The 12,762-nt window shown below is 69.9% G+C and carries 15 protein-coding genes; 2 read left to right on the top strand and 13 right to left on the bottom strand.

From position 1 onward, the window contains the following. The first annotated feature begins 66 nt into the window (after window positions 1–66). On the top strand, window positions 67–1,131 hold the full coding sequence (locus KZC50_RS11995; RefSeq protein ID WP_053548310.1) for an AI-2E family transporter: 1,065 nt from the start codon (window positions 67–69) through the stop codon (window positions 1,129–1,131). Between the two features lies 1 nt (window position 1,132). On the opposite strand, the gene KZC50_RS12000 is transcribed toward KZC50_RS11995, so the two are convergent. The 9 genes from KZC50_RS12000 to rpsB all read right to left on the bottom strand — a co-directional run bounded on the left by KZC50_RS12000 (window position 1,133) and on the right by rpsB (window position 7,807). Beyond that, on the bottom strand, window positions 1,133–1,852 hold the full coding sequence (locus KZC50_RS12000) for an alpha/beta hydrolase (protein WP_301132831.1): 720 nt from the start codon (window positions 1,850–1,852) through the stop codon (window positions 1,133–1,135). A 1-nt stretch (window position 1,853) separates the two neighbouring features. Then, window positions 1,854–2,141, bottom strand: a complete 288-nt coding sequence (locus tag KZC50_RS12005) for an Rv1322 family protein (RefSeq protein WP_310891819.1) — start codon at window positions 2,139–2,141, stop codon at window positions 1,854–1,856. Between the two features lie 4 nt (window positions 2,142–2,145). Then, complete coding sequence (locus KZC50_RS12010; protein WP_310891820.1) at window positions 2,146–2,901, bottom strand: aggregation-promoting factor C-terminal-like domain-containing protein; 756 nt, start codon at window positions 2,899–2,901, stop codon at window positions 2,146–2,148. A gap of 53 nt (window positions 2,902–2,954) precedes the next feature. After that, window positions 2,955–3,509, bottom strand: coding sequence for a DivIVA domain-containing protein (locus tag KZC50_RS12015; protein ID WP_310891821.1), 555 nt, complete (start codon window positions 3,507–3,509; stop codon window positions 2,955–2,957). Beyond that, window positions 3,506–4,546, bottom strand: coding sequence for a phosphatidate cytidylyltransferase (locus tag KZC50_RS12020; RefSeq protein ID WP_310891822.1), 1,041 nt, complete (start codon window positions 4,544–4,546; stop codon window positions 3,506–3,508). Before KZC50_RS12020 ends, KZC50_RS12015 begins: the two co-directional genes overlap by 4 nt. A gap of 8 nt (window positions 4,547–4,554) precedes the next feature. Continuing rightward, window positions 4,555–5,109, bottom strand: a complete 555-nt coding sequence (gene frr / locus KZC50_RS12025; protein ID WP_053548316.1) for a ribosome recycling factor — start codon at window positions 5,107–5,109, stop codon at window positions 4,555–4,557. A 48-nt stretch (window positions 5,110–5,157) separates the two neighbouring features. Continuing rightward, window positions 5,158–5,877, bottom strand: a complete 720-nt coding sequence (pyrH, locus tag KZC50_RS12030) for a UMP kinase (RefSeq protein WP_053548317.1) — start codon at window positions 5,875–5,877, stop codon at window positions 5,158–5,160. Between the two features lie 78 nt (window positions 5,878–5,955). Beyond that, complete coding sequence (gene tsf, locus KZC50_RS12035) at window positions 5,956–6,783, bottom strand: translation elongation factor Ts (RefSeq protein WP_301132840.1); 828 nt, start codon at window positions 6,781–6,783, stop codon at window positions 5,956–5,958. A gap of 88 nt (window positions 6,784–6,871) precedes the next feature. Then, window positions 6,872–7,807, bottom strand: coding sequence for a 30S ribosomal protein S2 (rpsB, locus tag KZC50_RS12040; RefSeq protein WP_053548319.1), 936 nt, complete (start codon window positions 7,805–7,807; stop codon window positions 6,872–6,874). 286 nt (window positions 7,808–8,093) lie between these two features. On the opposite strand from rpsB, the gene KZC50_RS12045 reads away from it, so the two are divergent. After that, complete coding sequence (locus KZC50_RS12045) at window positions 8,094–8,618, top strand: murein hydrolase activator EnvC family protein (protein WP_310891823.1); 525 nt, start codon at window positions 8,094–8,096, stop codon at window positions 8,616–8,618. Between the two features lie 10 nt (window positions 8,619–8,628). Here KZC50_RS12045 and KZC50_RS12050 read toward each other — a convergent pair whose 3' ends face one another. From KZC50_RS12050 to KZC50_RS12065, 4 genes are all read right to left on the bottom strand, one after another. Continuing rightward, window positions 8,629–9,531 carry a tyrosine-type recombinase/integrase gene (locus tag KZC50_RS12050; RefSeq protein ID WP_310891824.1) on the bottom strand — a complete coding sequence of 301 codons (903 nt, stop codon included), beginning with the start codon at window positions 9,529–9,531 and terminating at the stop codon, window positions 8,629–8,631. 62 nt (window positions 9,532–9,593) lie between these two features. Beyond that, complete coding sequence (dprA, locus tag KZC50_RS12055; RefSeq protein ID WP_310891825.1) at window positions 9,594–10,784, bottom strand: DNA-processing protein DprA; 1,191 nt, start codon at window positions 10,782–10,784, stop codon at window positions 9,594–9,596. Beyond that, complete coding sequence (locus KZC50_RS12060) at window positions 10,781–12,307, bottom strand: YifB family Mg chelatase-like AAA ATPase (protein ID WP_310891826.1); 1,527 nt, start codon at window positions 12,305–12,307, stop codon at window positions 10,781–10,783. The genes dprA and KZC50_RS12060 overlap by 4 nt, the downstream gene beginning before the upstream one ends. Further along, a complete protein-coding gene (locus tag KZC50_RS12065; RefSeq protein WP_310891827.1) occupies window positions 12,307–12,672 on the bottom strand; it encodes a YraN family protein in 366 nt (121 codons plus the stop codon). The genes KZC50_RS12060 and KZC50_RS12065 overlap by 1 nt, the downstream gene beginning before the upstream one ends. Between the last annotated feature and the right edge of the window lie 90 nt (window positions 12,673–12,762).

Here is a 12,762-nt window from a genome sequence, read left to right on the forward strand (position 1 = left end):
TGCGGCATCCCCTGCGTATCCTGACCACACGCGTCTGCGCGACGCCGTTCGATCCCTGGAGTCTCCATGAAGGTGCACAACCCGTTCCGCGTGGCGTTCGTCGCGACTCTCGGTGTCGGATTGGGGCTTCTGTTCATCGGCAGCATCCAGACGCTGTCCACGATCCTCCTCTACGTCGGCACCGCACTCTTCCTGTCGCTCGGCCTCGACCCGCTGGTGGGGTGGCTCGAGCGCCGCGGGCTGCCCCGCTGGGCGGCCGTCCTGGTGACGATCCTCGGAGTCCTGGCCGCATTCGCCGGGGTCATCCTCATCGTCGTCCCCGTGATCGTCGGACAGATCGCGCAGCTGATCGCCCAGGTGCAATCCGTGGTGGAGCGCGCGGATTGGGACCCGATCACCGATGTGCGCGAGTGGATGGCGGCGTCGTTCCCCGCGCTCGACGTCGATCGCGTTCTGGCATACGTGCAGGAATGGGTCGACTCCCTCGATCTCGGCGCCATCGGCAGCGAGATCGGTGGCGGGATCTTCGTCGTCGGCGGCGCCGTCATCGCCGGCCTCGCGGGAGCCTTCATCGTTCTGATCCTGACCATCTACTTCACCGCCTCCACGCCGAGTCTCAAGCGTGCCGTGTATCAGCTGGTCCCCGCCTCCAAGCGAGCCCGCGTGATCGATCTCGGTGAGCAGATCACGGACTCCGTCGGCTACTTCGTCATCGGGCAGGGAAGCCTCGGGGTGATCAACGGCGTCCTGAGCATGATCTTCCTCAGCATCATCCAGGCACCGTTCCCCGCCGTGCTCGCTGTGATCGCCTTCTTCTTCTCGCTGATCCCGCTGGTCGGCACCCTGACCGGCTCGACGATCATCGTGCTGATCTGCCTCGGTCTCGGGTCTCCGACGACCGCGATCGTGGCGGCGATCTACTACCTGATCTACATGCAGCTCGAGGCGTACGTCATCGCCCCGCGGATCATGGGCCGCGCCGTTTCCGTCCCCGGCGCGGTCGTGGTGATCGCCGCATTGGCCGGCGGTTCGCTGCTCGGACTTCTCGGCGCCCTCGTCGCGATCCCGATCGCGGCCAGCATCCTGATCATCTACCGCCAGGTGGTCATCCCCCGCCAGAACGAGCGGTGACTCAGGCGGTGCCGTCCGACCACTCGGTGGCGAGCGGCAGCGCACCCGGGTTCACTGCCGCCACGATCTCCGTGAGGACCCGGCGGGTCTGGTTCTCCCCGACCCACAGGTGCTTGCCCCCCTCGACGGCGATGAGCGCAGCGGCGGGAACCGACGCGAACCGCTCCCGTGCTTCGTCCGGTCGCAGGTAGTCGTCGAACTCGGGGACGAGGACCACGAGCGGTCGCGGATCTCCGGCCCAGGCGGCGACGTCCTCGTCGGTTGCTCGGTGCAGCGGCGGCGACAGCAGGATGGCGCCGTCTATCGCATGATCGCGCCCGTACTTCAGCACCAGCTCCGTTCCGAACGACCAACCCACCAACCAGGGGTGCGGGAGGGATCGCGACGCGACGAAGTCCATGGCGGCGGCGACGTCGAACGCTTCGTTCCGACCACCGTCGAAGGCTCCCTCGCTGGTTCCTCGCGCGGAGGTCGTGCCTCGGGTGTTGAACCGCAGAACCGCGAGGTCCGCGAGAGCGGGCAGACGACCGGCCGCCTTCCGGAAGATATGGGAGTCCATGAACCCGCCCGCGGTGGGGAGCGGATGACAGGTCACCAAGGTGGCGACCGGGTCCCGGTCGCGCGGAGTGGCGAGTTCGCCGACCAGGGTCAGACCGTCGATCGTCTGCAGTTCGATGTCCTCCCGGCGCGCGGGCAGAAGCATCGGTCCACGGATCTCCATCTCAGTTGATCCTCCAGCAGTGCGTGTGCCAGTGTCGGCGACCCGCCAGGTCGGCGGAGTCCCCCAAGATGCCCGATGCCCGCCACACGACGACGTGCGCCGTCCCGGGGACGATGTCGTTCGGACATCCGGGGCAGACGTACGGCTTCTGCGCCTGCGCCGCCGCGATCGGCTGCACCGTCCACTCGACGCCCCGTTTCATCTCGGTGCGTTTGAAGCCCGCCAGCAGGCGGGCGAAGGATTCGTCGTCGCCGGCGGGCTCGGGGCGGCGACGGTGGGAACGGGGCATCGGGTCAGTACCACCCGACGCTCTGCGAGTGGCCCCACGCCCCGCACGGCGCGCCGTAGCGGGCACCGATGTAGCCGAGGCCCCACGTGATCTGCGTCGCCGGATTGGTCTCCCAATCCGCTCCGGCGGAGGCCATCTTGTCGCCGGGGAGGGACTGAGGGATGCCGTATGCCCCGCTCGAGGCGTTGTAGGCGTTCACGCGCCAACCGGACTCGCGGTTCCACAGGGCGACCAGGCACGCGAACTCGTCGTCGTTCCAGCCTCGCGCGATGACCATGTCGTACGCGATCGCCTGAGCCGACCCCGGATCAGGCGTGACGAACGGCGGCTGCCAGGCTGCTGACTCCGCCGCCGGCGGGCCTGCGGTCTCGACGGGCTGCTCCGGCTCCGGCTCGGGCGTCGGGGTGGGCGTGACGTAGACGGTGTAGTTGCCGCGATCCAGCACAGCGGCCTCCGCCGCGGCGTCGCCGCCACTCGGCGCGGAGACCTGAGCGTCGGCCAGCGAGTTCGCGTAGAGGCTCACCGTCGAGGTCGTGGTCGCCGAGGGCGCCTCGGCGACGGCGAGGCCGGGGGGACCGATGTAGGCGGCTGCGAATCCCGTCACCGCGACGACGCCGAACACCGCGAGCACGTCGCGACGGCGCGAGCGCCGAGGCGCGGGACGGCCCATCGCCCGGGGCCGTGTGCCCGACGTCTGCGACTCCGTGCGAGCCGCATCACGGAACGCGCGGCGCGTGGTCAGCTCCTCGGACGGTGTCACAATGGGCCGATTCTACCGAGCGGTCACGGGAGCTGTCACCCCGGTGCGGAGCGTCACGAGACGGCCAGCATGACCTCGACGACCGCGTCGAGAACAGCGTCGACCTGGCCCTCGTGGTAACCGCCGCGCTGCATGCGGAATGCCACCGAGCGCACCTGCTCGACGCTCACGGGAGAACCGTCCTCGAGGTAGCGCGCGATCTTGTCCGCGACCAGGTCGACCTCGTCCACCCGGTAGCCGTATCGCAGGAGTCCGACTCTGCGGAAGCGATGCCCGCGCGGACGCGCGAGCCGGTCGAGGACGACCTGTGCGGTCTCCCGGGTGCGGCCCACCCATCCCTCCACACCGTCCGAGGAGAGCGCGGCTTCCCTCTCCCGCAGAGCGAAGGCGTCCTCTATCCGACCGAGGGCTGCGTCCACCGCCGCGATCACGTATCCCTCGCGGACGAGGGGGAAGGCCACCGCTCGCACGTCGGCCGCGCTCAATCCGGCATCCGCCTGCTCGAAGGCGGTCCGCGCGCGGGCGAGGAACTCCTCCACAGCGACCTTGTCGTAGCCCCGGTCGCGGCCGCGCGTCTCGGGGAACATCGGGGACGACGTGTCACTCATGCGATCACCAGAGGGGAGAAGAGGTAGTACAGGGCCAGTGCCGCCATCGCGGACGGGAGGATCGAGTCCAGCCGGTCGAGGACACCGCCATGCCCCGGAAGCCACGAGCTCATGTCCTTGATGCCGAGATCGCGCTTGATCATCGATTCGCCGAGGTCGCCGGCGGTCGCTGTGCCCAGGATCACCAGGCCGACGACGATGCCCGCCCACCACGGCAGGGACAGGAGGAAGACCGCCGAGAGCACGCCGGCGATCACGGCCGCCGCGGCTGCGCCCGCGAAACCCTCCCACGTCTTCTTGGGGCTGATCTTCGGCGCCAGCGGGTGCCGTCCCCATGCGAGGCCGCTCGCGTACGCTCCGGTGTCCGCTGCCACGGCGATGATGACGAACGAGAGGATCCACCATTGCCCGCCCTCCTGCCGGAGCAGGACGACGCCGAGGCTGGCGAAGAAGGGGACGTAGAGCTGCACGAACGCGGAGACGAGAGCATCCGAAAGGATCGCGCCTCCGGGGCGCCCGTCGTCGGCGACCATCTGGCGCAGGAGTCGCCACACGACCACGAACGCCACCGCGGCGAACACCGTCACCCAGTGCAGCCACGGATCGAGGATCGCGGGCAGGAGCACCAGGACCGTGCCCGCGACCAGTTGCGGGACGAGGTCGACGCGGCGACCCGATGCGGACAGCGCACGGGAGAATTCGAAGACCCCGAGCAATGCGGCGCCGAGCGCGAAGACGAGGAAGAACCACTTCACGAAGAGCAGGGTCGACAAAACCACCGCGCCGATCGCGAGGGCGATCACGATCGCCAGGATCAGATTGCGACCGGTGCGCTGCTTGATCCGCTCATTGGCCTCTTCGAACTCCGCCCGCGCGTGTGCGACATGGCTGTCGAATTCGCTGCGTGCGGCGCGCACGTGAGCCTGGAACGCCGCGGACGGTTCACCGGCCTCACGCGCACGCGCAGCCTGCCGGCGGGACAGCGGCGGAGCCGGCTCCCCCGGCACCTCCGCGGGGCCACCCGAGCGATCGGACATGGCGTGCGTCAGACTTCCAGAAGCTCTGCTTCTTTGCGCTTGAGCGCCTCGTCGATCGCGTCGACGTGGGCGCGCGTGAGCGCGTCCAATTCCTTCTCGGCCCGGACGAGCTCGTCTTCGCCGACCTCGGACTTCAGTGCGTCGAGGTCGTCCTTCGCCTTGCGGCGGATCCCGCGGACGTGCACCTTCGCGTCCTCGCCCTTGGTCCGCACGAGCTTGACGTACTCCTTGCGACGCTCCTGGGTGAGCTCGGGCATCGTGACCCGGATGATGTTGCCGTCGTTGCCCGGATTGGCTCCGAGGTTCGGCGCGTCGCGGATCGCCTGCTCGATCGCCTTCAGCGCCGACTTGTCGTAAGGGGTGACGACGATCGTGCGCGCCTCGGGCGTGTTCAGCGAGGCCAACTGGGCCAGGGGCGTCGGCGAACCGTAGTAGTCGACCATCAGCTTCTGGAAGAGCTGCGGGTTCGCCCGACCCGTGCGAACGGTGGAGAAGTCCTCCTTCGCCGCTTCGACGGCGCGATCCATGCGCTCTCCGGTTTCAGCCAGGACGTCCGCGATCACAGTGTCTCCTTCGCGTTGGGGTCGGTTCAGTCTACTCAGCGGCGTGCGTCACGCCGTGACCAGCGTGCCGATGGAGTCGCCGAGAAGCGCGCGGGTGACGTTGCCCGCGGGCTCCATGCCGAACACCCGCATGTCCATCTTGTTGTCCATGCAGAGGCTGAAGGCGGTGGAATCGACGACCTTCAGCCCACGCTGGAGTGCATCGAGGTAGGTGATCCGGTCGATACGGGTCGCGGACGCGTCCTTCTTCGGGTCGGCGGTGTAGACGCCGTCGACCCCGTTCTTGGCGACCAGCACCTCGGACGCGCCGATCTCCAGAGCCCTCTGGGCAGCGACGGTGTCGGTCGAGAAATAGGGCAGGCCGGCTCCGGCGCCGAAGATCACGACGCGACCCTTCTCCATATGCCGCTCGGCGCGTCTGGGGATGTACGGCTCGGCCACCTGCGTCATCGAGATCGCGGACTGCACACGTGTGGCGGCACCCGCCTGCTCGAGGAAGTCCTGGAGGGCCAGCGCGTTCATCACGGTCCCGAGCATGCCCATGTAATCGGCGCGGCCACGGTCCATTCCGCGCTGGCTGAGCTCTGCGCCGCGGAAGAAGTTGCCCCCTCCCACGACGATGGCGACCTCGACCCGATCGACCGCTTCGGCGATCTCCCGCGCGATCTGACCGACCACATCGGGGTTCACGCCCAGCTGGCCTCCGCCGAACGCCTCGCCGGAAAGTTTCAACAGGACGCGGCGGCGCCCGGTGGACTCACTGATCAACGGTCTTCCTCTCGTCTGACGACAACCTACGGCATGACAAGGGCCCGCATCGGCGAACGATGCGGGCCCTCAGGCGAGTCAGGCGCCGACCTTGAACCGGGCGAAGCCGGTGAGCGTCAGACCTGCGTCCTTGGCGACCTGAGCCACCGACAGCTTGTTGTCCTTGGCGTAGTCCTGGTCGAGCAGCGACACCTGCTTGAAGAAGGCGTTGACACGGCCCTCGACGATCTTCGGGAGGGCGGCCTCCGGCTTGCCCTCGTTGCGGGAGATCTCGGTGACGATCTCGCGCTCCTTCTCGACATCGGCCTCGGGCACCTCGTCGCGGGAGAGGTAGCTCGGGTTCGCGAACGAGATGTGCTGCGCGAGGCTCCGCGCCGTCTCCGCGTCATCGCCCGAGTAGGCGAGCACCACGCCGACCTGGGGAGGCAGGTCCTTGCTGGTCTTGTGCAGGTAGATCTCGAACTTGTCGCCGGCGAGGGTCGCCACGCGACGGAGCTCGACCTTTTCGCCGATGATCGCGGCCTCGTCGGAGATGAGCTGCGCGACGGTCGAAGAACCGGCGGGAGCGGCGAGAGCAGCCTCGGCCGAGTCGGCGTGCGCGGCGGCCGCGGCATCCAGGACCTGATCGGCCAGCGCGATGAAGCGGTCGTTCTTGGCGACGAAGTCCGTCTCGGTGTTCAGCTCGATGATGGTGACCTTGCCATCGAGCTCCTTGGCCGCGACGAGACCCTCGGAGGTGGATCGGTCGGCGCGCTTGGCGTTGCCCTTCGCTCCCTTGAGGCGCAGAATTTCGACGGCCTTCTCGAGGTCGCCGTCGGCCTCCTCGAGCGCCTTCTTGGTGTCGACCATGCCGGTGCCGAGCTGCTCACGCAGCGTCTTGATGTCGGCGATCGTGAAGTTTGCCATGGGTGGCGGCTCCTTGTTTGGTGACGGTGTCAGATGCCGCGGCGGGGCGTCGTGAAGACGCTCCCGCCGCGGCGAAGGATGGACGTGCTTACTTGGCTGCTTCGGCGTCGGTCGCGGCCTCTGCGCCCGCGGCGTCGGCCGACGACTCGGTCGCGGCCTCGCCCTCGACGGCCTGCTCATCGGCGACGGCCTCGTCAGCGGCCTTCTCGGCCTCCGCGACATCGGCGACCGCCTCGGTGGATGCCGAGGACTGCTCCGGCGCGCCCTGCTCGAGCAGCTCCCGCTCCCACTCCGCGAGCGGCTCAGCGGCCTGCTCCGCCTCGCCGGCGGGCTGGTGACGCTGGATGAGCCCCTCGGCGGCGGCGTCGGCGATGATGCGGGTGAGAAGGCTCACCGACCGGATCGCGTCGTCGTTGCCGGGGATCGGGTACTGGAACTCGTCGGGGTCGGCGTTGGTGTCCAGGATGCCGATGACGGGGATGCCGAGCTTCGTCGCCTCGTTCACGGCGAGGTGCTCGCGCTTGGCGTCCACGACCCAGATCGCCGACGGCGTCTTGGTCATGTTGCGGATACCGCCGAGGGACTTGTGGAGCTTGTCCAGCTCGCGCTTCTTGAGCAGAAGCTCCTTCTTGGTGAAGCCGCTCTCCGCCGGGTTGTCGTAGTCGAGCTCCTCGAGCTCCTTCATCCGGGCGAGACGCTTGGAGACCGTCTGGAAGTTGGTCAGCAGACCGCCGAGCCAGCGCTGGTTGACGTAGGGCTGGCCCACGCGCGTCGCCTGCTCGGCGAGGATCTCCTGAGCCTGCTTCTTGGTGCCGACGAACAGGATGGTGCCGCCGTGCGCGACGGTCTCCTTGACGAACTCGTAGGCCTTGTCGATGTAGCTCAGCGACTGCTGGAGATCGATGATGTGGATGCCGCTGCGCTCGGTCAGGATGAAGCGCTTGACTTTCGGGTTCCACCGGCGGGTCTGGTGTCCGAAGTGAACGCCGCTGTCGAGCAGCTGGCGGATGGTGACGACGGCCATGGCCGTACTCCTTGTCTGGGCGTTGTCGCCCCTTGCGGTTGTTTCGCACCGAGCCGGTGGCCGGTGTCCCTGGTGCCCGGCGCACTCCCACCCTGTGAAGGGACCGAGGGGAGGAACGCCGCGTGCGGCTGACCGCACGTTCGGGCACGCGTAGTCATCCCGACGAGCGGGATGCGTCTGCCAGTGTATCAGTCGGCCCTCCTCCCCCACGGCGCATCGCGTCGACCTTTCCACCGACTCCGGCGGACGCCGTCCGCGATCGGACCCCGCGGCTCAGACTGCTCGCATGACACCGCGTGCTCTCCGATCCGTCGTCGTCGCCGCATCCGTCCTCCTGGCGCCGCTCCAGGGCATGGGAGCGGCGGATCACCCCGACCTCGGCACCACCGCCCTGGCACCTCCCGACGGGTCGTGGACGTGGCCGATCTCCCCTGCCGCGCTCGTCCGCCCGTTCGAACCGCCTGCCCACGCCTATGGCCCGGGGCACCGCGGCATCGACATCGGGTCGACTCCGAGGTCCCCCGTCCATGCGCCGGCAGCGGGAATGGTCGTCTTCGCCGGGCGGGTCGTGGATCGGCCGGTCATCTCGATCGACCACGGCGACGGCGTGGTGAGCTCGATGGAGCCGATCGATCCGACGGTCGTGGTGGGCGATGTCGTCGTCGCAGGTTCGCGGATCGGATCCGTCTCTTCCGAAGGCCACGGAGCACCCGGGCGGCTTCACCTCGGCATCCGCGTTCACGGCGCGTACGTGGACCCGCTCGCTCTGCTGTCCTCCCCCGCGCGGGCCGTCCTCCTCCCGTGTTGCTGAGACAGGCACCTCACGCACGCGGGTGGGCGCGGCGGTAGCTCGCGTGCAACCGTTCCGTCGACACGTGCGTGTAGATCTGGGTCGTGCCCAGGCTGGCGTGCCCCAGCATCTCCTGCACGGCGCGCAGGTCGGCTCCGCCGTCGAGCAGATGCGTGGCTGCCGAGTGGCGGAGTGCGTGCGGACCGGCGGTCCGTCCGATCTCATGGCCGAGCAGCCGTGACACCACGTCGTACGCCGAGCGGGTGTTCAAGCGCGCCCCCCGCGCCCCCAGGAAGAGCGCGGAGCCCGCGGCGCCCGCGCCGCGTTCCGCCAGTGCGGGCCGACCCCGCACCAGGTAAGCGGCGAGGGCCCCCGCAGCGGCGTCGCCGTAGGGCACCACGCGGTCCTTCCCGCCTTTCCCCGATACCCGGACGGTCTGTCGTCCGGCGTCGACTGCGTCCAGGTCCAGACCGCACGCCTCCGCGACCCGCAGCGCGGACGCGTAGATCAGCTCGACGAGGGCGTGATCGCGCAGCGCGATCGGATCTCCCCCCTCGGCGCGACCGGCGAGTTCGCCCAACACGCGGCCCAGTGTGTCCGCCGCGGCGACCCGGGGCAGGGTGCGACCTTTCCGCGGCGCGGCCAGGCGAAGACTCGCATCGATGCCCACCCGCCCGGTCTCGGCGGCCCACGCGAAGAATCCTCGGACGGACGCGATCCGGCGGGCGAGGGTCGCACGGGACGCGCCCCGTTGGGTGGCCGTCCAGAGCCAATCCCGGAGGTGGTCACGGGTGACGTCCGCGAGCGGAATCTCCGGGAGCGACCGCTCGAGATCGACGAGATCGGAGCGGTACGCACGCAGAGTGGCATCGGATACGCGGCGCACGGAGGAAAGATGAGCGAGGTAGTCCTCGACGGCGGCGTGCACCTGCATGAGATCCACTATCGCCCACCGCGCGTGCGCGCCTCCGCCCGCCGCTCCGAAGGCGCGCGGGTTCATCCACCCCGGAGCCAGCCGTCCAGGACGCGACGTGCCCGGCGTTCCAGTTCCAGCATGCCCAGACGTCCCGCCACGTCGGCTTCGGCGAGACCGGTGTGGCGCGCGATCGCCGTCACGCTGCGCGGCGTGCGCGAACTGAGGGCATCCCGCACCCGTCGGGAATCGCTGTCGACGGATGACTCGCCGGGACTCGCGCGCTCCGACGGCGAGTCGGCGGGGAGCGCGCCGATCAGGTCCGCGACGTCGTCGACCCCGGTCACGCAGACCGCGTCGTACTCCCGGAGCAAGCGGTGACAGCCCGCCGACGCAGCGCTGGTGACGGGGCCGGGGACAGCCCCCAGAGGGCGCCCGAGCGCCGAGGCGTGACCGGCGGTGTTGAGCGAGCCGCTCCGCCAGCCGGCCTCGACCACGACGGTCGCCGCCGACAGCGCGGCGATGAGGCGATTCCGCTGGAGGAAGCGCCAACGCGTGGGTGCGGTGCCGCACGGAACCTCGCTGATCACGACGCCTGTCGCCGCGATGTCGCCCAGCATCCCCGCATGCCCCGCCGGGTACGCGCGATCCGCGCCCCCCGCGAGGAGAGCCATCGTGACGCCGCCCGCGCGGAGGACGGCACGGTGCGCCGCTCCGTCGATGCCGTACGCGCCGCCGGACACCACGGCGACGCCGCGCGCGACCAGGCCCGCTCCGAGATCGATCGCGACGTGTTCTCCGTAGGCCGTCGCGGCCCGCGCACCGACGATCGCGACTGCGGGACGGTCCGAGCCCAGCCGCGCGGGGTCACCGCGAACCCACAGGGTGAGCGGGCTGTGCACCCCGAGGTCATCGACCGCTGACGGCCACAGCGGATCCCCCGGCACCAGCAGGTGCACGCCGTTCGCGCGTGCCGTACGCAGCGCGGCGGCGACGGCGCCGGCGTCGATCCGGGGGCGCCACCGCTCCTGGGCGCGCGCCAACGTCTGTGGGTCCCCTACTCCGGACAGCAGACCGTCGTGCGTGACCAACCGCAGCGCCTCGACACGGCCCAGCGCACCCACGACCGCCCCCGCGACGCCGTCCCCCGGCTCGGCGATCACACTCCACTCGGCCGCCGCGTACCGATCGAGGGCGGCCTGGTCGTCGAGATCGTCAGCCCATTCACCCAGGACGCTCCGCACGACGCGCGGTCGCAGGTCGAGGCCGCTCATGCCGCGGCACCCCGCTTCAAGAACAGTGCACGCCCGATATGGTCCGCGGCCAACCGGTCGTGTCCCTCGAGATCTGCGAGCGACCACGCGACCCGCAGCACGCGGTCGTAACCGCGGAGGGTCAGCGATCCTCGATGCAGTGCGGCATCCAGCGGACGGCGTACGGTCGGATCCGGCGCATACGGGCCGTCCCTGAGCCAGGTGCCGGGTACTCGCGCGTTCAGGGTCCAGGGGGTCCCGATCAGGCGCCGTCCCATCCGCGCCCGCGCCTCGGCCACGCGATCTCTGGCCTGATGGGTCGTCATCGACGGCGGGAGCGCATCCCGCTGGGCCACCGCGACGCGCTGCACCGTCAGCTCGATGTCGATCCTGTCCAGGAGCGGCCCCGACAGGCGACCCAGATACCGGCGAATGGCCGACGGCGGACACGCGCACGATCCGCCGCGGATGCCGTAGTCGCCGCACGGGCACGGGTTCGTGGCGAGGATCAGCTGGAATCGTGTGGGGAAGTCCGCGCGCCACCCGGCCCGATCGATGGAGATCATCCCGCTCTCGAGGGGCTGGCGGAGGGCATCGAGGGTCCCGCCGGGGAACTCCGCGGCCTCGTCGAGGAAGAGCACGCCCTCGGACGCCAGCGCGATCGCACCCGGGCGCATCGTCCGCGAGCCGCCGCCCACCAAGGACGCGACGCTGGCGGAGTGATGCGGCGAGACGAACGGCGGCGTCCGATCGAGCGTCGCCACCCGCGCACCGCTCAACGACGCGAGACTCGCCACGGCGAGAGCCGCGTCGTCGTCGAGAGGCGGGAGGATACCGGGCAGTCTCTTCGCCAGCATCGTTTTGCCCGCGCCTGGTGGTCCGCACATGAGGAGGTGGTGGCCGCCCGCCGCAGCAGTGACGAGCGCTTCCACCGCCTGGGGTTGCCCGAGGACGTCCGCGAGTTCTCCGGCGTCGGCGTAAACACGAGGGGTGGTCGTGCCCGGGACGGGCTCCTGGTCTGGCACGACGACCTCCGCGCCGTGCCAGGAAGCGACCTGCGCCAGGTTGACGGCCCCGAGGACCTCCGCGCCCGGGACGAGTTCCGCTTCCTCCCGGTTGGCGGCGGGAACCACGATCCGACTCCGTCCGGCCCGCACGGCGGCGATCACGGCGGGAAGCACACCAGGGACGGGGCGCAGCCGGCCGTCGAGACCCAGCTCTCCGAGATGGACCGTGCGCGCCAAGGAGGCGGCATCCATGCCCCCTTCCGTAGCCAGCGCGGCCACGGCGATCGCCACATCGAACCCCGCCCCTTGTTTGGGCAGGCCTGCGGGCGACAGATTCACCGTGATCCGGCGACGAGGGAGGGGAAGCTCGCTGTTGACGCACGCGTTGTGCACCCGTCGGGCCGCTTCGCTCAGCGAGCGGTCCGGGAGTCCGATGATCTTGAACTCGGGCGTCTGCTCGCTCAGGTCGGCTTCCACCTCGACGCACTCCCCGTGCGCACCCACGATCGCCACCGCCCACGTCCGCGCCACGCCCATCAGATCTCCACGTCTCGGAGGTGCTCGAGCTCGGCGACGGAGGGATCGCGTCCGGTCAGCCCGATCACGTCGATGCGCAGCCGGCGCCCCCGGCACATCTCGGGGTGGGCTCCGATCCAGGCGATCCCGAGACGCCACAGTCGCGCCCGCTTCCGCGCGTCGATCGCCTCGAACGGATGCCCGTAGCCCCGTCCGCTCCGGGTCTTGACCTCGACGACGATGACGGCGTCGTCTCCGAGGGCGACGAGGTCGATCTCCCCCGCCGGGGCACGCCAGTTCCGGTCCGCGATCTCGTACCCGAGGCTCTCGAGGTAGTGCCCGGCGCGAACCTCGCCCGCCCGTCCGATGTCGTCTTTTCTCGCCATACCGGCATCGTGCGGTACCGAGGTCATCGGCCGCGGGCCATGCCCGTCATCGGTGGATTCCTCGACGACGCCGTAGCCCGCGCGCGCCTT

This window comes from Microbacterium aurantiacum (genome assembly GCF_031625015.1).
GTDB classification, from domain to species: domain Bacteria; phylum Actinomycetota; class Actinomycetes; order Actinomycetales; family Microbacteriaceae; genus Microbacterium; species Microbacterium aurantiacum.